Source organism: Brevundimonas lenta, assembly GCF_014196335.1.
In the GTDB taxonomy this organism is placed as follows: Bacteria; Pseudomonadota; Alphaproteobacteria; order Caulobacterales; family Caulobacteraceae; genus Brevundimonas; species Brevundimonas lenta.
In genome coordinates this window covers 610,184-631,088 of the sequence record NZ_JACIDM010000003.1, presented here as the reverse complement: position 1 = coordinate 631,088, position 20,905 = coordinate 610,184, and the positions used below count along the sequence as shown (strand labels likewise).

17 protein-coding genes and 1 pseudogene are annotated in these 20,905 nt (G+C 69.0%); 14 read left to right on the top strand and 4 right to left on the bottom strand.

All coding sequences use genetic code 11. The features are described 5' to 3' along the window. Positions 1-362: hypothetical protein (locus tag GGR12_RS16875; RefSeq protein ID WP_343053307.1), on the bottom strand; the 362-nt coding region annotated here is incomplete at its 3' end. A gap of 125 nt (positions 363-487) precedes the next feature. Between GGR12_RS16875 and GGR12_RS16175 the strand changes: the two are divergent. Together GGR12_RS16175 and GGR12_RS16170 are read left to right on the top strand one after the other, a co-directional pair. After that, a pseudogene (locus GGR12_RS16175) lies at positions 488-1,450 on the top strand (autotransporter domain-containing protein); the annotation flags it as partial. After that, positions 1,437-2,204 (top strand): DUF6065 family protein, encoded by a 768-nt coding sequence (locus tag GGR12_RS16170; RefSeq protein WP_183205754.1) that lies wholly within the window; start codon positions 1,437-1,439, stop codon positions 2,202-2,204. The pseudogene GGR12_RS16175 and the gene GGR12_RS16170, both read left to right, overlap by 14 nt. On the opposite strand, the gene GGR12_RS16165 is transcribed toward GGR12_RS16170, so the two are convergent. Continuing rightward, on the bottom strand, positions 2,201-2,824 hold the full coding sequence (locus GGR12_RS16165; RefSeq protein ID WP_183205752.1) for an SCO family protein: 624 nt from the start codon (positions 2,822-2,824) through the stop codon (positions 2,201-2,203). The two genes, GGR12_RS16170 and GGR12_RS16165, sit on opposite strands and share 4 nt — an antisense overlap. Positions 2,825-2,877: 53 nt before the next feature. Between GGR12_RS16165 and GGR12_RS16160 the strand changes: the two genes are divergently transcribed. From GGR12_RS16160 to GGR12_RS16140, 5 genes are all read left to right on the top strand, one after another. Next, positions 2,878-4,350, top strand: coding sequence for an ActS/PrrB/RegB family redox-sensitive histidine kinase (locus GGR12_RS16160; protein WP_183205750.1), 1,473 nt, complete (start codon positions 2,878-2,880; stop codon positions 4,348-4,350). Between the two features lie 83 nt (positions 4,351-4,433). Continuing rightward, on the top strand, positions 4,434-4,988 hold the full coding sequence (locus GGR12_RS16155) for an ActR/PrrA/RegA family redox response regulator transcription factor (protein ID WP_183205740.1): 555 nt from the start codon (positions 4,434-4,436) through the stop codon (positions 4,986-4,988). A gap of 58 nt (positions 4,989-5,046) precedes the next feature. Then, positions 5,047-5,493: a hypothetical protein gene (locus GGR12_RS16150; RefSeq protein WP_183205732.1), complete on the top strand. Its 447-nt coding sequence runs from the start codon at positions 5,047-5,049 to the stop codon at positions 5,491-5,493. Positions 5,494-5,654: 161 nt separating this feature from the next. Then, positions 5,655-6,077: a DUF2141 domain-containing protein gene (locus GGR12_RS16145; RefSeq protein ID WP_183205731.1), complete on the top strand. Its 423-nt coding sequence runs from the start codon at positions 5,655-5,657 to the stop codon at positions 6,075-6,077. A 10-nt stretch (positions 6,078-6,087) separates the two neighbouring features. Continuing rightward, positions 6,088-7,545, top strand: coding sequence for a carotenoid oxygenase family protein (locus GGR12_RS16140; protein WP_183205729.1), 1,458 nt, complete (start codon positions 6,088-6,090; stop codon positions 7,543-7,545). 3 nt (positions 7,546-7,548) lie between these two features. Here GGR12_RS16140 and GGR12_RS16135 read toward each other — a convergent pair whose 3' ends face one another. Both GGR12_RS16135 and GGR12_RS16130 read right to left on the bottom strand, forming a co-directional pair. Next, positions 7,549-8,328 (bottom strand): LytTR family DNA-binding domain-containing protein, encoded by a 780-nt coding sequence (locus GGR12_RS16135; protein ID WP_183205727.1) that lies wholly within the window; start codon positions 8,326-8,328, stop codon positions 7,549-7,551. 4 nt (positions 8,329-8,332) lie between these two features. Beyond that, positions 8,333-9,058, bottom strand: a complete 726-nt coding sequence (locus tag GGR12_RS16130) for a TetR/AcrR family transcriptional regulator (RefSeq protein WP_183205725.1) — start codon at positions 9,056-9,058, stop codon at positions 8,333-8,335. Between the two features lie 177 nt (positions 9,059-9,235). On the opposite strand from GGR12_RS16130, the gene GGR12_RS16125 reads away from it, so the two are divergent. The 7 genes from GGR12_RS16125 to GGR12_RS16095 all read left to right on the top strand — a co-directional run bounded on the left by GGR12_RS16125 (position 9,236) and on the right by GGR12_RS16095 (position 20,888). Beyond that, positions 9,236-11,443, top strand: a complete 2,208-nt coding sequence (locus GGR12_RS16125; protein ID WP_183205723.1) for a TonB-dependent receptor — start codon at positions 9,236-9,238, stop codon at positions 11,441-11,443. Between the two features lie 119 nt (positions 11,444-11,562). Next, positions 11,563-13,086 carry a spinster family MFS transporter gene (locus GGR12_RS16120; RefSeq protein WP_183205721.1) on the top strand — a complete coding sequence of 508 codons (1,524 nt, stop codon included), beginning with the start codon at positions 11,563-11,565 and terminating at the stop codon, positions 13,084-13,086. Between the two features lie 189 nt (positions 13,087-13,275). Further along, positions 13,276-14,466, top strand: coding sequence for an ADP-forming succinate--CoA ligase subunit beta (gene sucC, locus GGR12_RS16115; RefSeq protein WP_183205719.1), 1,191 nt, complete (start codon positions 13,276-13,278; stop codon positions 14,464-14,466). A gap of 44 nt (positions 14,467-14,510) precedes the next feature. Then, positions 14,511-15,413 carry a succinate--CoA ligase subunit alpha gene (sucD, locus tag GGR12_RS16110; protein ID WP_183205718.1) on the top strand — a complete coding sequence of 301 codons (903 nt, stop codon included), beginning with the start codon at positions 14,511-14,513 and terminating at the stop codon, positions 15,411-15,413. Positions 15,414-15,792: 379 nt separating this feature from the next. Continuing rightward, positions 15,793-18,795, top strand: a complete 3,003-nt coding sequence (locus tag GGR12_RS16105; protein WP_183205715.1) for a 2-oxoglutarate dehydrogenase E1 component — start codon at positions 15,793-15,795, stop codon at positions 18,793-18,795. 45 nt (positions 18,796-18,840) lie between these two features. Further along, positions 18,841-20,367: a 2-oxoglutarate dehydrogenase complex dihydrolipoyllysine-residue succinyltransferase gene (gene odhB, locus GGR12_RS16100; RefSeq protein WP_183205713.1), complete on the top strand. Its 1,527-nt coding sequence runs from the start codon at positions 18,841-18,843 to the stop codon at positions 20,365-20,367. Positions 20,368-20,516: 149 nt separating this feature from the next. After that, positions 20,517-20,888 carry a hypothetical protein gene (locus GGR12_RS16095; RefSeq protein ID WP_183205711.1) on the top strand — a complete coding sequence of 124 codons (372 nt, stop codon included), beginning with the start codon at positions 20,517-20,519 and terminating at the stop codon, positions 20,886-20,888. The last annotated feature ends 17 nt before the right edge of the window (positions 20,889-20,905 follow it).

The following is a 20,905-nucleotide window of genomic DNA, read 5'->3' as shown; positions in this document are numbered from 1 at the left end:
GCCCCCCCCGCCGCCGCCTCCGCCGCCGCCGCCGCCTCCGCCGCCGCCGCCTCCGCCGCCGCCGCCGCCACCTCCGCCGCCGCCGCCACCTCCGCCGCCGCCGCCGCCGCCGCCGCCGCCGCCGCCGCCGCCGCCCCCGCCGCCGCCGCCGCCGCCGCCGCCGCCGCCGCCCCCGCCGCCCCCGCCGCCGCCGCCGCCTCCGCCGCCGCCGCCGCCACCTCCGCCGCCGCCGCCACCTCCGCCGCCGCCGCCGCCTCCGCCGCCGCCTCCGCCGCCGCCGCCACCTCCGCCGCCGCCGCCGCCTCCGCCGCCGCCTCCGCCGCCGCCCCCGCCGCCGCCGCCGCCTCCGCCGCCGCCGCCACCTCCGCCGCCGCCGCCTCCGCCGCCGCCTCCGCCGCCGCCGCCGCCTCCGCCGCCGCCGCCTCCGCCGCCGCCGCCGCCTCCGCCTCCGCCGCCGCCTACATCTCCGCCGCCGCCGCCGCCGCCGCCTCCGCCCCCGGAGCCGCAGTTCGCGTCGGCGTCAGCGACCATCCACTCGATCGGCCTGGCGACGATCGGAACCTTCCACCAGAGGCAGGGGGACCAGGTGCTGCTGACCAACCGGACCCCGGTTTCGGGAGCCTGGGGGCGCGCCTTCACGCGCCAGATCGAGACGACCTCGATCGCCGCGACCCCCAACAGCTCGGTTCACCCGAGCTGGGACGGCGACCTGACGGGCGTTCAGGCCGGCGCCGACCTGTGGGCCGGCGACGTGCCGGGCGGCGGGAGTTGGCGCGTCGGTCTCAGCGTCGCCCACGCGGAAGCGCGCGGAGATGTCCGGGGCGCCCTCGTGCCCGCGCCTCAGCAACCGTCCGGCTCCCTCAGGGTGACGAGCGACTCGTTCGGCGGCTACGTCACCTACATCGGACACCAGGGTTGGTATCTGGACGGCGTGGCGGTCTACGGACTGCACGACCTCCGGCTGACCTCCCGCACGGCCCAGCGGCTCGAGCTGGAGGGCGAGTCCGGGGCTCTGTCGCTCGAGACAGGCTATCCGATGCGTGTCAGCCCGGGATGGGTCGTCGAGCCCCAGGCGCAGTTCATCTGGCAGAGGAGCAAGATCGATCGGATCGACAATCCGCCCAGCTCCGTCCAGTTCAACTCCCGCGACGACCTGATCGGACGGCTCGGGGTGCGATTCGAAAGCCACGCGACGGCGGGAACCGCCACGATCCTGCCGTTCTTCTCCGTCGACTGGATCGTTCCCCTGGATAAGGAGAGCGGCATCCTCTTCAACGCCGACTCCTTGACGGTTCACGGCGGGGAGGAGCTACTCAACGTCAGCGCGGGCTTCGACGCGCAGCTGACGCCGATGATGAGCACCTATCTGACCATGGACTGGGGGACAGACCTGGATGGCGATCGATACCAAAGCTTCGGAGCGATGTTCGGCGTCCGTGTCGTCTGGTGAGCCGGTCGAAACAGGCGGACTGACCGCCTACGTTCTCGACGGGCATGAACTGCGCATCCGGCCGGCCCCGCTGGAACGGGCGTGGATGGACGCCAGCGCCAACCGCTTCGCCTATCGCTGCCTGCCGTTGAACATCGCCAACGCCCACGGGTGGGAAGTCCTGTGCACCGGGGGCTTCTCGGCGATCTGGGACGGCCAGCAGCATATGGACGGCATTGAGGTGAAGCCGGACCGGGACGCGACCGCGCCGGCCGTGAGCCACTTCGGGGAGGGCGTTCTGACCTTCCATCTGCCGTGCATCTTCCGGACAGACCCGGGCTACGACCTGTTCGTCACCGGGCCGATCAATCGCCCGAAGGACGGCATCTCGGCCCTGTCAGCCGTGGTCGAGACGGACTGGTCGCCTTACACCTTCACCATGAACTGGCTTTTCACCCGCGCTGATCATCGGGTGAGGTTCGAGAAGGACGAGCCCTTCTGCCATCTCTTCCCGGTTCAACGGGAATCGCTGGAGCGGATCGACCCGGTCGCCCGCATTCTCGGCAGCGACCCAAAGCTGGAACGCGAGCACACGGCCTGGTCGGCCAGTCGGAACAGCTTCAACCGGGACCTCGCCGACGCGAATCCCGAGGCCGCTCAGCAGGGCTGGCAGAAGGCCTATTTCCAGGGTCTCTCGCCGTCCGGCGACCGGGCGACGGCTGAGCATCGAAGCAAGCTGCGCCTGAAGCAGTTCCGCGCGGGAGACCCGACCTAGCCGCGGGCCATCGTCCGTTCGATCAGCTGCGCCGACCGTTCCGGCCCCAGATCGTGCGCCAGGGCGCTGCGGAACTTCCCGTCCGGCCCCATCAGATAGATCGTGAGCGAGTGGTTCATGGTGTAGCCCTCGCCCTCGCCGACCTTCTGGTAGGCGGCGCGATAGACGCGGGCGGCGTCGGCGACCTGCTCCGGCGTGCCGGTCAGGCCGATGACGCCCTTGGGGAAGCCATCCGAGGACAGATAGTCCTTCAGCGCCTGGGGCGTGTCGCGCTCGGGATCCACACTGACGAACACGACCTGCACGTCCTTCGCCCGAACGCCCAGCTGCGCCCTGGTGGCTTCCAGCATGGTCAGGGTCGTGGGGCAGTAATCGGGGCAGTAGGTGAAGCCGAAGAAGACCAGGGTCCATTTGCCGTTCAGGATCGACTGGTCCACGGCCTGGCCGTCCTGGTTGACCAGCTGGAAGGGGCCGCCGACCTGGGCCTGGCCGGTCGAGGTCACGGCGCCGGCGTCGCGCGCCTCGTCCTGACGGCCGACGACGACCATGGTGGTGACCGCGAGCGCCGCGGCGATGGCGATGCAGGCGCCGGCGAACAGCAGGATGGAACGGCGCGGCATTACGGCCCCTTCGAAATCGCCCCCAACGGGCCGAACGCGTCTATAGAAGAGCTGTGAGCGCCACAGAAGACCACCCGTCGCCGCAGTCCGTCGCCGCATCCGAAGGCGGCCGGTTCGCCGGCTGGCGCAACCTGCCGCGGCGCAACCGCGGCCTGTCGCTGCGCACCCTGGTCATCCTGCGCTGGATGGCGATCGCCGGGCAGACCGCGACCATCATCGTCGCCACCGCCTGGTTCCATTTCGACCTGCCGCTGTGGGGCTGTCTGGCGGTGATCGCCGCCAGCGTGGCCATGAACCTGAACGCCACCGCGCGCCTGAAGCGCAGCGAGGGGGCGGGGACCGACGGCTCGATGACGGCCGCGCACCTCGGTTTCGATATCCTGCAGCTGTCGACCCTGCTGGCCCTGACCGGAGGCCTGCAGAACCCGTTCTGCCTGCTGCTGGTCGCGCCAGTGACGGTCGCGGCGGCCTCGCTGCCGGGACGCCAGGCTGTGCTGATGGGCCTGCTGGTGCTGCTGGCCACCGTCTGCCTGTTCTTCTTCTCCCTGCCGTTGCCGTGGCAGGCGGGGACCGAGCTGGATCTGCCGGTCCTCTACAAGGTCGGCATCGGCATGGCCCTGACCACGGGCGTGGTCTTCACCTCGGCCTATGCGTGGCGGGTCGCCGCCGACGCCGAGAAGCTGGAGCTGGCGCTGGCCACCACCCAGGACGTGCTGCAGCGCGAGCAGCGCATGGCCGCACTGGGCGGGCTGGCGGCGGCGGCGGCGCACGAGCTGGGCACGCCGCTGGCGACCATTCAGGTGGTGGCCAAGGAACTGCTCCGGGCCTCGGCGCAGGACGGCCCGGCGGCCGAGGACGCGGCCCTGATCCTGCAGCAGGCCGAGCGCTGCCGCGACATCCTGAAACGCCTGTCGCAACAGCCGGACGAGGGCGGCATCGCCTTCGCCGAGGTCGGGCTGAAAGCCCTGCTGGAAGAGGTGGTTGAACCGCATCGCGGCTTCGACCTGGCCTTCACCGTGTCGGTGCGCACCGCCTCGGGCGAGCCGTCGCCGCGCGTGCGGCGCCTGCCCGAAGTCATTCACGGCCTGTCGACCCTGGTCGAGAACGCCGCCGATTTCGCGACCTCGAAGGTGCGCGTCACCGGCATCGTCGACGCCGGGTTCATCGAGATCGAGGTCGTCGACGACGGCCCCGGCTTCCCCGCCGACATCCTGCCCCGGCTGGGCGAGCCCTATGTGACCAGCCGTCCGCAGGGCAAGGCGCGCCGCGCCCTGACGGCCCAGATCGCGGCCTCGGTCGCCGCCGCCACGCCGGGCCGCAAGGGCAAGAAGGCCGCCGCGCCGGCGCCGGAGACCATCGCGCCCAGCCAGGGCGGCATGGGCCTGGGCTTCTTCATCGCCCGCACCCTGCTGGAGCGGACGGGCGGCAAGGTCACGGTCGGGGCCGGCGATGGCGGCAAGGGCCAGCCGCGGGGCGCCCGGGTCTCAATTCGCTGGCCGCGTGAAGCGCTGGAGGTTCCGGCGTAAGGAAATGCCGTGGTGTCGCACCCCCGGTCTGAACCTTGACCGCAGCGGCGCCGTTACCGACTTGAGCGGCGAGGAGAACGTAGATGCCCGAGACCGAAGCCCGCATCGCCGCGCTTGAGGACAAGACCCTCCTGCTGCTCGACGACGACAACGCCCTGCGCACCCGGCTGGGCCGCGCGCTGGAAAGCCGTGGATTCGAGGTGGCCACCGCCGCCTCGGTGGCCGAGGCGAGCGAGGCGCTGCGCGCCAACGTGCCCGCCTTCGCCGTGCTGGACATGCGTCTTGAGGACGGCAACGGCCTGAAGGTGGTGGAGATGATCCGCGACCGGCGCGAGGACGCGCGCATCGTCATGCTGACGGGCTACGGCGCCATCGCCACGGCAGTCGCGGCCGTTAAGGCCGGCGCGGTCGACTATCTGCAGAAGCCCGCCGACGCCGACGACGTGGTCAAGGCCCTGCTGTCGACCGGCGAGGCGCCCGAGCCGCCGGACAACCCCATGAGCGCCGACCGGGTGCGCTGGGAGCATATCCAGCGGGTCTACGAGCTGTGCGACCACAATGTCTCCGAGACGGCCCGCCGCCTGGGCATGCACCGACGCACCCTGCAGCGCATCCTGGCCAAGCGCGCGCCGCGCTAGGCTTGACGGACAAGCGTAGCCATACCAACCTCCGGTAAGTGTTTTCCCGGGGGTGTTTATGAGCAGGGTTGTATTCGCCCTCGCGGCGGCGGGCATCGCGTTCGCTGTCGCGGCGGGGACCTGTGCGTGGTTGCTGAGGCAGTACATGCCCGGGACGGAGCCGCAGGGGCTCTATATGGATGCCGACATCCTGCTGAAGCTGGTCATGATGCTGATCGTGCTTCTGCTCCTCGCCATCCTCGGGCTCGGCCTCGCCGGCGTATTCAGTCCCGCTGACCGGTTCGCCGTTCCGCTGTCGATTCTGGCCGGCGCCTCCGCCGCCCTGGGCCTGCTGGGTGCGGGCTATGGCTGGTTGATGGTGCAGCAGGTCGTGGCCCGGATCGGCGAGGTCGCGTTCGACATCGTCGCGCACAGCTACGCGGAGGCTGCGCTTGTCGCCTCGATGGGGCTGTTCGGCGCCGTGGTCGCCCTGGGGCTGCGGACCATGGCCGAGTTCCGCCAGTGACGACACGTCCGTTCGCGTATCGCCAACGGACATGCCGGGCCTTTCGCGAATGACCGGCGTCCGTTCCTGAAGACGCGGTCGCAGCCCGTTCAGGCGATCGGCAGGGTCAGGTCATCGGAGGCCCGGCGGTCGGGTCCTCCCCGCCTGACAAGGACGATCCGATGCTCCGCCTTTCCGCCGCCGCCCTGGCCCTGACCCTGCTCGCGGCCCCCGCCGCCTTCGCACAGCCGGCCGACGCCTCCGTCACCCTGACCTTCGAGACCGGCGCCCGCAGCGGCCGCGTCATGGTCGCCCTGTATGATTCCGAGGCGTCCTATACGTCGGGCAGCCCCGTCGCGACGGCCGCCGTCGACGCGTCGGGGTCGGTGGTCGCGGTGTTCGATAACCTGCCCGCCGGCGACTACGCGATGAAGTCGTTCCACGACGTCAACGGCGACGGCCAGATGAACACCAACCCGTTCGGCATGCCGACCGAGCCCTACGCCTTCTCGAACAATGCGGTCGGCAACATGGGTCCGGCCAGCTGGGACCGGGCCCGCTTCACCGTCTCGGGCGATACGGCCCAGACCATCAGCATCCGCTGAGATGACGATCATGGTCCCCTCCCGCCGCGCCTTCATGACCGGCGCCGCCGCCCTGTCGGCTGCGGTGGTCACGCCTGACGCCGTCCGCGCCGCCGAAGCCATGGCCGCGACCGACTGGGGTCTGGTCACCGCCGACGTCGAGGCCGACGTGGCCCCGCACGCCATGCGGCTGGTGCACGGCCGCGCCCCCGACGGCCTGACCGGCGCCCTGTATCGCAATGGACCGGCGAAGTTCCGCCGACCCGGCCGCAGCGCCGAGCACTGGTTCGACGGCGACGGCCTGGTGCGCCGCTTCCGCATCCAGGACGGTCAGGCCGGACTGGCCGCCCGCTTCGTCGACACGCCCAAGCGCCGCCAGGAGACGCGGCTGGACGCCATGGTCATGCCGGGCTTCGGCACCATGCCCGATCCGCGCGCCGAGATCGGCTCGCCCGACGATGCCAGTGCCGCCAACACCTCGGTGCATCTGGTCGGCGGGGAGCTTTGGGCGCTGTGGGAGGCCGGGTCGCCGGCGGTCTTGGACCCCGGCACGTTGGAGACGCGCGGCTTCAAAACCCTGCGCCCGGACCTCAAGGGCATGCCCTTCCTGGCCCATCCGCGCATCGAGCCGGACGGCCGGATCTGGAACCTCGGCGTCGGCGGAGACCAGGCCATGGTCTGGCGGCTGGCGCCCGACGGATCGCTGGAGGACGCCTCGGTCATCGAGCTGCCGCGGGCCAGCTACATCCACGACTTCACGGCCACCGACACCCAGCTGGTGATCGTGCTGCAGCCGTGGGTCCGGACGCGGATGGTGATGCCCTTCTCGGCCGGTTTCGAATGGAAGGCCGAGGAGGGGACCCAGGTGCTGGTCGTCGACAAGGCCGATCTGGGCAAGCGCCGCATCTTCGAACTGCCCGCCTTCGGCTTCTTCCATCTCGGCGACGCCTGGCGGGACGGGGCGGACATCCGCTTCGACGTCTGCGCCCACCGCGACATGGATTTCGCGGCGAGAGGCGCCCAGCAGGTGGTCAACGGCGTGCCGCTGGACGGCGAGCCGGCGCGGCTGGCGATGGTGCGGCTGGGCGCCGACGGGCGAGCGAGCCTTGAGCGCACGGACATCGTCGGCGAGTTCCCGCGCAGCGACCCGCGTCGGGCGGGGCTCGAGCGGCGGCTGACCATCCACACCGCCGGCGAGACCCCGGGACGGCCCTTCGCCTCAGGCATCGGGGTGACCGACTGGTCGACAGGCCGCACGCGCGGCTTCGACTTCGGCGCCGGCCATGTGGTCGACGAGATGGTCTTCGCCCCGCGGCCGGGCGGGACGGCCGAGGACGACGGCTGGCTGATCGGACCGTCGCTGAACCTCACCGACCGCGTGACGGAGCTGCACGTGCTGGACGCGGCGCGGGTGGACGAGGGGCCGGTCGCGACCTGGCGGGCGGACGTCGCCCTGCCGGCGGCGTTCCACGGAACCTGGACCAGCTGAACCTCAGTACCAGCCGGCGTCGCGCAGGGCCTTTGCGTAGCGCCGGCTGACCGGGGCCTCGAGGCCGCCCTCCAGCGTCAGGGTGGCCCGGCCCTCGCCGCGCGAGACGCTGCGGACGGCGTCTTTCGCCACCCACCAGCTGCGGTGGGTCTGGGCGCCTTCCAGGCCTTCCAGCTCCTTCAGGGCGTCGGCGAGGCGCATCAGGATCAGGTCGGAGCCGCGGTCGGTGTGGATGCGCAGATAGTGGTCCTCGGACACCACGGCGCGGATCGTCGCCCCGCGCAGCTTCAGCGGCAGGCGGTCGAGGAAACGGGCGGGCGTCGCGCCGGCCGGGGCCGCATGGGTCTGCACCGGGGTGCGCGACAGGAAGACATTCAGGGCGGCGACCACGCCTGTGACCAGGGTCACCGGCAGCAGGAAATGCGGCAGCCGGTCCAGCTCCAGCACGCGGTCGTCGTCGAAGAAGCGGGTGGTGATGGCCCAGACCATGATCGACAGCGGCCCGGACATGACCAGGGTGAGCGCCGCCGTCGCCAGCCACGGGCGGCGGTCCATGTCGATGAAGCGGTCGGTCAGCGAGCCGCAGATGTGACCCCACAAGGCGCCCAGCAGCATCATCGGCAGCCAGTAGGCGAGGCGGAACCACAGCGGGACCTCGTCCATGCCGAAGGCCCCGGTGAGCGCCAGCACCACCCCGGCCGCCAGCGCCACGAAGACGCCGCGCACGAGGGTGCGGTCGAGGGTCAGCTGGATGGTTCGCTGCGGGAGATCGGCGGCGGACATCGGATCAGCGCCCGCCGCCCGGCTTGCAGACCGCGCGGAAACCGGCGGCGGCGAACCGCACCATGTAGTCGCACGCGCTCTCCAGATCGCCGGACCGGCACAGGCCGCCGGACAGACGGTCCAGCCGCCCCGTCTCGCCCAGGGTCAGCGTCAGGGCGCCCGACAGGTTGTGATAGGCCCAGTACAGATCGACCTCCTCGGCCTCGGGCATGATCTGTTTGATCAGCTCGATCAGGCGACGGATGGCGGGGTCGAAATAGCGGGCCATGGTCTCACCGCCGAAGGTCGGGTTGGCGTTGGTCTGGGCCACCAGGGCCGCATAGTGCTTCCAGCCCGGTCCGCCCTTCATCGACCACTGGAACGGCGGCCGCAGGAAGGCCTCGAACAGGCCCTCCAGGGTCATGCCGTCGGGGCCGGGATCGCGGGCGTAGCGGTTGATGGCGTCGACCCGTTCGTTGTTCCAGACCTCGGCCCGGCGCAGGAAGACGGCGTCGAACAGGCCGCGCTTGGCCCCGAAATAGTAATGGACCAGCGCCGTATCGACGCCCGCCTCGCGCGCCACTTCGCGAATGGTGACGCCGTAGAAGCCGTGTTTCGAGAACAGATCCTCGGAGGCGTCGAGGATGGTTTCGCGGGTGTCGGCCGTGCCCGCGGCGCGGGCTTTCGGCGGCCGTCCGCGGCGAGCGGGCTTCGCTTCGGCTTCGGGAACGGGGGCGGGGGGATTGCTCATGGATGCAAGGCTAGGCCGCATGACCCCGGCAGTGCAACGGCGCCACAGGTTGGGTCACGGCTACCGCTGCGGAAGCTGCGCTGTTTGACAGCGCCCGGAAAACGATTACCGTCCGGGAAAATCATTGAACGCTGAATAAAAGCGTCTCTGTCGGAAACATCGGGAATTGGGGCTGCAATGAATAGACTCGTCAAAACCGCTTTGCTCGCAGGCGCCGCCTGGAGCGCAATGTCCACCATCGCCATGGCGCAGGACGTCGCGCCGCAGGATGAGGCCTCGGCGATCGATGACATCGTCGTCTCCGCGCGTCGCCGCGAGGAAACGCTGAAGGACGTGCCGGTGGCCGTCTCGGTGCTGACCGCAGAGCGCCTGGAGCAAACCGGCGCCCAGGACATCACCGCCCTGCAGCAGCAGACCCCGAACGCGACGGTTCAGATCGCCCGCGGTTCGAACTCGACCCTGATCTCCTTCATCCGCGGCGTCGGCCAGCAGGATCCGCTGTGGGGCTTCGAGCCCGGCGTCGGCCTGTACGTCGACGACGTCTACATCGCCCGCCCACAGGGCGCGGTGCTGGACATCTTCGACGTCAACCGCATCGAAGTGCTGCGCGGGCCCCAAGGCACCCTGTACGGCCGCAACACCATCGGCGGCGCGATCAAATACGTGACCCAGCCGCTCGGTCATGACCTCGACTTCATGGCCCGCGCCACCGTCGGTTCGTACAACGAGCACAACTTCCTCGTTTCGGCGACCGTGCCGGTCACCGAAACCCTAAGCGTCGGCGGCACTGTGGCCACCTACCGCCATGACGGCTACGGCCGTAACCGCACCACGGGCGAGGAGCACTACAACAAGGAGGTCAACGCCTACCGTTTCAGCACGGAGTGGACCCCGACCGACGACTTCTCGCTGCGCATCGCCTACGACCGCGTCGACGATGAATCGGCGCCGCGTCACGGCCACCGCGAGGTCAACTCGACCGTCGGCGGCTTCACCCCGCCGGACGACGTTTACGACACCTACGCCGGCCTGACGGGCGAGCAGGACGTCGACACCTCGGGCGTCTCGGTGACCGGCGAATACCGCGTCAACGACATGCTGACGATCAAGTCCATCACCGCCTACCGTGAGGGCTACACCGACACCGTCATCGACTTCGACCAGACCCCGCTGCCGTCGCTGGACGTGCCCGCCTACTATGGCGATCACCAGTTCACGACCGAACTGCAGGGCCTGTTCACCGGCGAGAACTGGTCCGGCGTCGCCGGCTTGTTCTACCTGGACGGCAGCTCGAAGGGCGCCTTCGACACCATCGCGGGCGGCCTCGGTGTCGTCATCGCCGCCGCCGGCAAGGTGGAGACCAAGTCGATCTCGGCCTACGCCGACTTCACCTACGATTTCTCGGACCGCCTGCACGCCTCGATCGGCGGCCGCTGGACCTCGGACGAGAAGGACGCCGAGGTGTTCCGCGCCTTCTACCTGGGCGCCACCCGTTCGCCGCTCCAAGGCGGCACGGTGCGTCCGATCCTGCAGACGCGCACCAACTACACGGCCAACGACACCTTCGAGAAGTTCACGCCGCGCGTCAGCGTTTCGTATGACTTCAGCGACGAAGTCACCGGCTACGCCTCGATCAGCCAGGGCTTCAAGTCGGGCGGCTGGGACATGCGCGGCGACGCCTTCCTGGTTCCGCAGACGGTCGACGGCTATCAGCCCGAGACGGTCACCAACTATGAGCTGGGCCTGAAGGGCTCGGTCGCCGACGGCCGCATCTGGTTCGCCGCGTCCGCCTTCTACGCCGACTACCAGGACATGCAGATCACGACCCAGCAGGTGGCCACGCCGCCGGCTACGGGCATCGCCTCGGTCGTCGACAACGCCGGCTCGGCCACCATCTACGGCTTCGAATTCGAAACCACGATCCGCTTCACCGACAACCTCAGCGCCAGCTGGGCGGTCGGCCACCTGAACAACGAGTTCGACGAGTTCTTCACCCTGATCAGCGGGGCGCCGGTCGACATCTCGAACACCCGCGAGCCGCAGAACTCGCCGTCGCTGACCAGCTTCATGAGCCTGAACTGGCACGGCGACTTCGCCGGTGGTCGTCTGACGATCGTTCCGGCCCTGTCGTACCGCTCGGCCTACCACCTGTTCGACGCCCCGGATCCGGTGCTCGACCAGGACGCCTACGCCCTCGTCGACCTGTCGACGACCTGGACGGACAGCACCGGCCACTACGAGATCGGCCTGTACGGCCGCAACCTGACCGACGAGGTCTACAAGGTCGGCGGCTACAACTTCGCCGGCGCCACCTTCAACAACTCGATCTCGGCCTTCTACGGTCCGCCGCGCACCTACCAGCTGCAGCTGACCTATCGCTACTGATCTCCTGAAGCCTGAACGCTTCTGAGCCCTGGGCGGCGGTTCTCACGAGCCGCCGCCCTTTTTCTTCTGGCGCTTCGATCCAGCGCCGTTACGGTTCCAAAAAAGTCGAGGGAAACGCCATGACGACGGCCACGGACGCTCCGGTCCCCGGGGAAAAACCTGTTCGCCCGGGATATCGCTACTACGTCCTGGCGGTCCTGATTCTCGTCTACATGCTGAACTTCCTGGACCGGCAGATCATCGGCATCCTGGCGGCGCCGCTGAAGGCGCATTTCAACATGCCGGACAGCCAGTTCGGCCTGCTGGGCGGCATCGCTTTCGCCTCGGTCTATTCGACCCTCGCCATTCCCCTGGCCTGGCTGGCCGACCGCTTCAGCCGCGTCTGGATCATGACCGGCGCCCTGGCCGTCTGGTCGGGCTTCACCGCCCTGTGCGGCATGGCCGGATCGTTCGGTCAGCTGTTCCTGTGCCGCATGGGCGTCGGGATCGGCGAGGCGGGCGGCGTGGCCCCGGCCTATTCCCTGATCGCCGACTATTTCCCGCCCCAGCAGCGCGCCCGCGCCCTGGCCGCCTTCGCCTTCGGCATTCCGCTGGGCACCGCCGCCGGCACCCTGGTCGGCGGCCTGCTGGCCGCGGCCTACGGGTGGCAGACGGCCTTCATCACCGTGGGTCTGCTGGGCCTGCTGGTCGCGCCGCTGCTGCGTCTGACGGTCCGCGATCCGAAGCGGGGCGGGACCGACGTGGTCAAGACGGCGGAACAGCTGGCCGCCATCGCCGCCGCTCCGGTGGTCGGTTCCGGAACCATCGGCCGCAACGCCTCCCTCGTCATGCTCGGGATCGGCGCCGGCGCCCTGGGTCTGGCCGCCCTGATCCAGTTCGGCGGCCTGACGCTCGGCAATCCGCTGGTCTTCGCCTTCGGCGGCTTGCTGGCCTCCGTCATCGGCGTCTCGCTGATGATCGCGCGACGGACCGCCTCGGTGGTCTTCCGCAAGCGCAGCTTCTGGCTGCTGGCCCTGGGCGCCGCCTCGTCGTCGGTGTGCGGCTACGGCGTCGCCGGCTGGCTGCCGCTGTTCTTCATGCGCAGCTTCAACCTGACCCTGGCCCAGACCAGCTGGTACTATTCCGGCATCGCCCTGATCGGCGGCCTGCTGGGCATCTGGGGCGGCGGCATGATCGCCGACAAGCTGTCGAAGAAGGGCAAGGGCGCCTATCCGCTGACCCCGGCGATCGCCTTCCTGATTTCCGCGCCGACGTTCCTGCTGGCGATGAATTCGCCCTGGCTGATCGGCCTGGTCCTGCCGGGCGGCGGCAGCCAGACGCAGCAGCTGACCCTGGCCTTCCTGATCTTCCTGATCCCGACCGGCCTGAACCTGGCCTGGCTGGGGCCGGTCACGGCGGCCGTGCAGCACCTCGCTCCGGCGCCGATGCGTTCGACCGCCTCGGCCCTGTTCCTGCTGTTCAACAACCTGCTCGGCCTCGCCGTCGGCTTCTACTATTTCGGCTGGATGAGCGACCTGCTCGCCCCCCACTTCGGCGAGGAAAGCCTGCGCTGGGCGATCTACACCGGCATGGGCTTCTACCTCCTGGCGGCGGTCCTGCTGATCGGCGCGTCCCGCACCCTGAAGCACGACTGGGTCGATTGACGTCAGGCCGCCCCGATCGGTTCGGAGTGATTTCGGGCAGTCGGGGAGGGTGATTTCGACCCGTCATGGCGGCAGAACGTCATGACGCGCCGGGAAACCGGCGGATCGAAGTTCCTTCCCCGGTTGCGCCTGCGAACGCGCGGGTCCTATAAGGCGCCGCAACTCCTCCCTAGCGGTTCGGCGGCTTCCATGAACATTCACGAATATCAGGCCAAGCAGGTCCTGAAGGGTTTCGGCGCGCCGGTCGCCGCCGGCGTAGCCATCACCAGCGCCGATGAGGCCGAGGCGGCCGCGAAAGCGCTGCCGGGTCCGCTGTACGTCGTGAAGTCGCAAATCCACGCGGGCGGCCGCGGCAAGGGCAAGTTCAAGGAACTGCCCGCCGACGCCAAGGGCGGCGTGCGCCTGGCCTTCTCGATCGAGGACGTGGTCAAGAACGCCAAGGAAATGCTGGGGAACACCCTGGTGACCGCGCAGACCGGCGACGCCGGCAAGCAGGTCAATCGCCTGTACATCGAGGACGGCGCCGACATCGCCCGCGAGCTCTACTGCTCGCTGCTGGTCGACCGCGGCACCGGCCGGCTCTCGTTCGTCGTCTCGACCGAAGGCGGCATGGACATCGAGGCCGTCGCCCATGACACGCCCGAGAAGATCGTCACCATCGACATCGACCCGGTCGCCGGCGTGACCGACGCCAACATCGCCGAGATCAATACGGCGCTGAAACTGGACGGCGCGGCCGCCCAGGACGGCGAGACCCTGTTCCCGACCCTGTATCGCGCCTTCGTCGAGAAGGACATGTCGATGCTGGAGATCAACCCGCTGATCGTCATGGAGAACGGCCGCCTGCGCGTGCTGGACGCCAAGGTCAGCTTCGACGGCAACGCCCTGTTCCGCCACCCGGACGTCCTCGCCCTGCGCGACGAGACCGAGGAGGACCCCAAGGAAATCGAGGCCTCCAAGTATGACCTCGCCTACGTCGCTCTCGACGGCGACATCGGCTGCATGGTCAACGGCGCCGGCCTCGCCATGGCGACGATGGACATCATCAAGTTGTACGGCAAGGAGCCGGCCAACTTCCTCGACGTCGGCGGCGGCGCTTCGAAGGAAAAGGTCACCGCGGCCTTCAAGATCATCACCTCGGACCCGAACGTCCGCGGCATCCTGGTCAACATCTTCGGCGGCATCATGCGCTGCGACGTTATCGCCGAGGGCGTGGTCGCGGCGGTGAAGGAAGTGGGCCTGAAGGTGCCGCTGGTCGTCCGCCTGGAAGGCACCAATGTCGACCTCGGCAAGAAGATCCTGAACGAGTCCGGCCTGGCCATCACCGCGGCCGACGACCTCGACGACGCCGCCCAGAAGATCGTCGCGGCGGTCGGCTGATAGCCGCCACCGCCCTGCTGACAGACCCCATTCAAGGCTAAGCCATGTCCATTCTCGTCAACAAAGACACCAAGGTCATCGTCCAGGGCCTGACCGGCAAGACCGGGACGTTCCACACCGAGCAGGCGCTTCGTTACTACGGAACGAAGATGGTCGGCGGCGTGCACCCCAAGAAGGGCGGCGAGCTGTGGCACGGGTCGGAAGAAGAGACCCTGCCGATCTTCGCCTCGGTCGCTGAAGCGAAGGACGCCACCGGTGCCGACGCCTCGGTCATCTACGTGCCGCCGGCAGGCGCCGCGGACGCCATCATCGAGGCCATCGAGGCCGAGATCCCCTTCATCACCTGCATCACCGAGGGCATCCCGGTGCTCGACATGGTGCGCGTTAAGGCTCGCCTCGAGAAGTCGAAGTCGCGCCTGCTGGGCCCGAACTGCCCCGGCATCCTGACCCCGGAAGAGTGCAAGATCGGCATCATGCCGGGCTCGATCTTCAAGAAGGGCAACGTCGGCATCGTCTCGCGCTCGGGCACCCTGACCTATGAAGCGGTGTTCCAGACCACCAACGAAGGCCTCGGCCAGACGACGGCCGTCGGCATCGGCGGCGACCCGGTCAAGGGCACCGAGTTCATCGACGTGCTGGAGCTGTTCCTGGCCGATCCGGAAACGACCTCGATCATCATGATCGGCGAAATCGGCGGCGGCGCGGAAGAAGACGCCGCCCAGTTCCTGATCGACGAGGCGAAGAAGGGCCGCAAGAAGCCGATGGCCGGCTTCATCGCGGGCCGCACCGCTCCCAAGGGCCGCACCATGGGCCACGCAGGCGCCGTGGTCTCGGGCGGCAAGGGCGACGCGGAATCCAAGATCGCCGCCATGGAGGCCGCGGGCATCCGCGTGTCGCCGTCGCCGGCGCGCCTGGGCTCGACCCTGGTCGAGGTCCTGAAGGGCTGAAGCTCTCCTGGCCCTTCTCCCGATGGGAGAAGGTGGCCGGGCGGAGCCCGGTCGGATGAGGGTCGGATACGTCAGTCGGCGTGAGCCGCCGCGAAGGTGCGGCCTACGCAGGATGCGCGCTGTCGACCCTCACCTTTCGCGCAAGGACAATCGCTTCGCTCTCGTGCGCTCAAGCCCTCTCCCGGCGGGAGAGGGCCCTGGTGGGGCCTGTCGATGTCCCACTACTGTGGCATGATCCGGTCAAATTTCGTGTAATTCCGCCGAATTTCGACCCCAGCGCCGCTATTCGGTCATGACCCATAAGGAAACAGCGCCTATATGAGCGCCGTTCGCCTCCGTGCAGACGTGCGCGCGCGAACCCAAGGGACGTGACGAGACGATGGCTGACGACGCCGGACGGCTGAACCAGGTCTTTGCCGAGACCAGCTTCCTGTACGGCTCCAATGCCGCCTTCATCGAAGACCTGCACGAGAAATGGGCCTCCGATCCGGCCTCTGTGTCCGCCGAATGGCGCGCCTTCTTCGACCAGTTGCGCGACAACGCCGCGACGGTGAAGGCCTCGGCCGGCGCCGGCGCCTGGGGCCGTCCGGTCACCAGCGAGCCGACCGAAGCCGCCGCCGTGTTCGACGGCCGCTGGCCCGCGCCCAAGGTTGATACGAAGAAGGCCGCCCCTGCCGCCGCCGCGCCTGCGAAGGCTGCGCCCGCCGCGACCGCCTCGTCCGAGGAGATCCGCGCCGCCGCCCACGATTCGATCCGCGCCCTGATGCTGATCCGCAGCTACCGCGTCCGCGGCCATCTGCAGGCGACGCTGGACCCGCTGGGCATCGAGCAGCCGACCCACAATCCCGAGCTGACGCCCGAGTTCTACGGCTTCACCGAGGCCGACCTCGACCGCCCGATCTTCCTCGACGGGGTGCTGGGCCTGCAGACCGGCAGCATCCGCGAGGTGCTGGCCATCCTGAAGCGCACCTACTGCGGCCACATCGGCATCCAGTTCATGCACATCGCCGAGCCGGAGGAGAAATCCTGGCTCCAGCAGCGCTTCGAGGGGCCGGACAAGTTCGAGCAGAACGCCTTCTCCAAGGAAGGCAAGCTGGCGATCCTGAACAAGCTGATCGAGGCCGAGGGCTTCGAACGCTTCCTGCACAAACGCTTCCCCGGCACCAAGCGCTTCGGTCTGGACGGCGGCGAGGCCATGGTCCCGGCGCTGGAGCAGGTGATCAAGCGCGGCGGCCAGCTGGGCGTCGACGAGATCGTGCTGGGCATGGCCCACCGCGGCCGCCTCAACACGCTCGCGGCGGTGATGGGCAAGCCCTATCGCGCCATCTTCCACGAGTTCCAGGGCGGTTCGACCGTGCCTTCGGACATCGAGGGTTCGGGCGACGTCAAGTATCACATGGGCGCCTCGTCGGACCGCGCGTTCGACGGCAACACCGTCCACCTGTCGCTGACCGCCAACCCGTCGCACCTCGAGATCGTCAACCCGGTCGTGCTCGGCAAGGCGCGCGCCAAACAGGCGTTCGACATCCGTGAGGCCAACGCCGGCCAGCCGGAAGAGACCTGGGCGCTGGACCGCTCGCGCGTCGTTCCGCTGCTGATCCATGGCGACGCGGCCTTCGCCGGCCAGGGCGTGGTGGCCGAATGCTTCGCCCTGATGGGCCTGAAGGGCTACCGCACCGGCGGTACCCTGCACTTCGTGGTCAACAACCAGATCGGCTTCACCACCTCGCCCCGGAACAGCCGTTCGTCGCCCTATCCGTCGGACGTCGCCCTGATGGTCCAGGCGCCGATCTTCCACGTCAACGGCGACGATCCGGAAGCGGTCGTATTCGCCGCCAAGGTGGCCACCGAGTACCGGCAGAAATTCCACAAGGACGTGGTGGTGGACATGTTCTGCTACCGCCGCTTCGGCCACAACGAAGGCGACGATCCGACCTTCACCCAGCCGCTGATGTATTCGAAGATCCGCGCCCAGCCGTCGACGCGCGAGATCTACTCCGACCGTCTGGTCCGCGAAGGCGTGCTCAGCCAGGCCGAGGTCGACGCCGAGGTCGCCCGCTTCGAGGCGTTCCTCGACGCCGAGTTCGACGCCGGCAAGACGTTCGAGGCCAAGAAGGCCGACTGGCTGGACGGCCAGTGGCAGGGCATCGGTCTGCCCGAGGGCGACGAGCGCCGCGGCGAGACCGCCGTTCCGACGGCGAAGCTGACCGATCTGGGCCACCGCCTGACGACCATTCCGAACGCCGTCGACGTCCACAAGACGCTGAAGCGCGTCTACGAAGGCCGTCGGGAGATGATCGCGACCGGCCAGAACATCGACTGGGCCACGGCCGAAAGCCTCGCCTTCGGCTCGCTGCTGGAAGAGGGCTTCCCGGTCCGCCTGTCGGGTCAGGACTCGGTGCGCGGCACCTTCTCGCAGCGCCACTCGGGCATCGTCGATCAGACGACCGAGAAGCGCTACGTGCCGCTCAACAACCTTTCGGAAAAGCAGGCCCATTTCGAGGTCATCGACTCGGCCCTGTCGGAAGAGGCGGTGCTGGGCTTCGAATACGGCTACGCCCTGACCGACCCGAACACCCTCGTCATGTGGGAAGCCCAGTTCGGCGACTTCGTGAACGGCGCCCAGGTCGTCATCGACCAGTTCATCAGCTCGGGCGAGCGCAAATGGCTGCGCATGTGCGGCCTGACCATGCTGCTGCCGCACGGCTACGAAGGGCAGGGGCCGGAGCACTCGTCGGCGCGCCTCGAGCGCTTCCTGCAGCAGTGCGCCGAGGACAACATCCAGGTCGCCAATTGCACCACCCCGGCGAACTATTTCCACATCCTGCGTCGCCAGATGCAGCGGCCGTTCCGCAAGCCGCTGATCATCATGACGCCGAAGTCGCTGCTGCGTCACAAGAAGGCGGTCTCGACCCTGGCCGACATGGCCGAGGGCTCGTCTTTCCACCGCGTGCTGCACGACGACGCCCAGACGCGTCCGGACGTGGCGGGCATCAAGATCAAGGGCGACAAGGAAATCCGCCGCGTCGTGCTGTGCTCGGGCAAGGTCTATTACGACCTGCTGGAACGCCGCGAGCGCGACCAGGTCGACGACGTCTATCTGATGCGCCTGGAGCAGTTCTATCCGTGGCCGATGAAGTCGCTGCTGACCGAACTGGCCCGCTTCCCGAACGCCGAACTGGTGTGGTGTCAGGAAGAGCCCAAGAACATGGGCGGCTGGACCTTCGTCGATCCGTGGCTTGAGCTGACGCTCGAGAAGCTGAACGTGAAGGCCAAGCGCGCCCGCTATGTCGGTCGTCCGGCCTCGGCCTCGACCGCCGCGGGCCTGATGAGCCGGCACCTGAAAGAACTCGACGCCTTCCTGACCGACGCATTCGCCTGACAGGCGTATCTATAACCTGCTGACCCCACAGACCCGGACCCTCCCATGGCCGACATCCTGACCCCCGCCCTCGGCGAATCCGTCACCGAAGCCACCATCGGCAAGTGGACGAAGAAGGCCGGCGACCCGGTGAAGAAGGACGAGGTCCTGGTCGAGCTGGAGACCGACAAGGTCTCGCTGGAAGTCGTCTCGCCCGCCGACGGCGTGCTGGCCGAGATCAAGGCCGCCGATGGCGAGACCGTGACCCCGGGCGCCGTTCTGGGCGTGGTCTCGGAAGGCGCTTCCGCCGCGGCCGCCCCGGTCGCCGCTGCTCCGAAGGCTGAAGCCGCCCCGGCCCCGGCCGCCGCACCCGCCGCCGCCGCTCCGGCCGCTTCGGGCGGCGCGGTCGCCATCAGCGTCCCGACCATGGGCGAAAGCGTCGCCGAGGGCTCGATGGGGACCTGGCTGAAGAAGTCGGGCGACACCGTCGCCAAGGACGAACTGCTGGTCGAGATCGAGACCGACAAGGTCGCCGTCGAGGTGTCGGCCCCGGCCGCCGGCGTGCTGACCATCCTGGCCGACGCGGGCGCGTCCGTGACCCCGGGCCAGCAGATCGGTTCGATCGCCGCTTCCGGCGCTGCCGCAGCGGCCGCTCCGGCCCCTGCCGCCGCTGCACCGGCCAACGCCGGCTCGGCTCAGGTCGCGGCTGACGCCCCGCACCTGTCGCCCGCCGTCCAGCGCGTGGTGACCGAGAACAACCTCGACCCGAAGGCCATCGCCGCCACCGGTCCGAAGGGCAACATCACCAAGGGCGACGCCCTGGCCGCCATCAACGCTGCACCCGCCGCTGCTCCGGCTCCGGCCGCCGCCCCGGCCGCCCCGCGCGCCGACCAGCCGCGCGAGGAGCGGGTGAAGATGACGCGCCTGCGTCAGACCATCGCCCGCCGCCTGAAGGAATCGCAGAACACCGCCGCCCAGCTGACCACCTTCAACGAGGTGGACATGACCAACGTCATGGCCCTGCGCGCGCAGTACAAGGAAGTGTTCGAGAAGCGCCACGGCGTGAAGCTGGGCTTCATGTCCTTCTTCACCAAGGCGATCGTTCAGGCCCTGCACGAGATCCCGGCGGTCAACGCCGAGATCGACGGCACGGACATCATCTACAAGAACCACTACGACATCGGCGTCGCCGTCGGCACCGACAAGGGCCTGGTCGTCCCGGTCCTGCGTGACGCCGACCAGCTGACGCTGGCGGGCATCGAAAAGGGCATCGCGGCGCTGGGCAAGGCCGCCCGCGACGGCGACCTGACCCTGGACCAGCTGCAGGGCGGCACCTTCACCATCACCAACGGCGGCACCTACGGCTCGCTGATGTCGACGCCGATCCTGAACGCGCCGCAGTCGGGCATCCTCGGCATGCACAACATCGTGCAGCGCCCGATGGCCGTGAACGGCGAGGTTCTGATCCGTCCGATGATGTACCTGGCCCTCAGCTACGATCACCGCATCGTCGACGGCAAGGAAGCGGTGACCTTCCTCGTCCGCGTCAAGGAACTGCTGGAAGACCCGGCGCGCGCGCTGCTGGATCTGTAGGCGCGGGTTTCAGATCGAACGAAAAGCGGCGGGCGTCCTCGGGCGTCCGCCGTTTTCAATTGGCGTCGCCGTACCGCCAGGCCGGGCGCAGGGAAGCTGCTGAACCCGGTCGGGCTGTTCTGCAGGATTATCGTCACTACCTGAGGGTGATGACCATGATCGAGATCGCCCGTTTCGCCGACGTCTATGAGGCCGAGATCGCCGCATCCCGCCTGCGCGCCGACGGCTACGAGCCGGTGCTGGGCGGAGCCGAGCATGTGAAGGCCAACCCCCTCGTGCTGATGGCGCTGGGCGGCGTCAGCCTGTCGGTGCCGGACGATCAGGCCGCCGCCGCGCGGGTGTTGCTCGAACAGTTGCGTGGAGGCGCGGACCGGATCGCGGATTCCACCCCTGCATTAGCCGCGCCCACCCGCAAGGCCTGGCCCCTCGCCATCCTCGCCGCTGTCGCCATCGGAATCCTGATCGCCATCTCCGGACAGGGCCATCCGCAGCCCACTTCGTCGTGGGAGCATCTTTGGTAGGACCGCGACGGTCGGCG

Coding starts and splice junctions, on each gene's coding strand:
- GGR12_RS16140 (WP_183205729.1), top strand. CDS start 6,088: ATGGTCCCCTCCCGCCGCGCCTTCATGACCGGCGCCGCCGCCCTGTCG.
- GGR12_RS16125 (WP_183205723.1), top strand. CDS start 9,236: ATGAATAGACTCGTCAAAACCGCTTTGCTCGCAGGCGCCGCCTGGAGC.
- GGR12_RS16135 (WP_183205727.1), bottom strand. CDS start 8,328: ATGTCCGCCGCCGATCTCCCGCAGCGAACCATCCAGCTGACCCTCGAC.
- GGR12_RS16145 (WP_183205731.1), top strand. CDS start 5,655: ATGCTCCGCCTTTCCGCCGCCGCCCTGGCCCTGACCCTGCTCGCGGCC.
- sucC (WP_183205719.1), top strand. CDS start 13,276: ATGAACATTCACGAATATCAGGCCAAGCAGGTCCTGAAGGGTTTCGGC.
- sucD (WP_183205718.1), top strand. CDS start 14,511: ATGTCCATTCTCGTCAACAAAGACACCAAGGTCATCGTCCAGGGCCTG.
- GGR12_RS16155 (WP_183205740.1), top strand. CDS start 4,434: ATGCCCGAGACCGAAGCCCGCATCGCCGCGCTTGAGGACAAGACCCTC.
- GGR12_RS16105 (WP_183205715.1), top strand. CDS start 15,793: ATGGCTGACGACGCCGGACGGCTGAACCAGGTCTTTGCCGAGACCAGC.
- odhB (WP_183205713.1), top strand. CDS start 18,841: ATGGCCGACATCCTGACCCCCGCCCTCGGCGAATCCGTCACCGAAGCC.
- GGR12_RS16120 (WP_183205721.1), top strand. CDS start 11,563: ATGACGACGGCCACGGACGCTCCGGTCCCCGGGGAAAAACCTGTTCGC.
- GGR12_RS16095 (WP_183205711.1), top strand. CDS start 20,517: ATGACCATGATCGAGATCGCCCGTTTCGCCGACGTCTATGAGGCCGAG.
- GGR12_RS16165 (WP_183205752.1), bottom strand. CDS start 2,824: ATGCCGCGCCGTTCCATCCTGCTGTTCGCCGGCGCCTGCATCGCCATC.
- GGR12_RS16150 (WP_183205732.1), top strand. CDS start 5,047: ATGAGCAGGGTTGTATTCGCCCTCGCGGCGGCGGGCATCGCGTTCGCT.
- GGR12_RS16130 (WP_183205725.1), bottom strand. CDS start 9,058: ATGAGCAATCCCCCCGCCCCCGTTCCCGAAGCCGAAGCGAAGCCCGCT.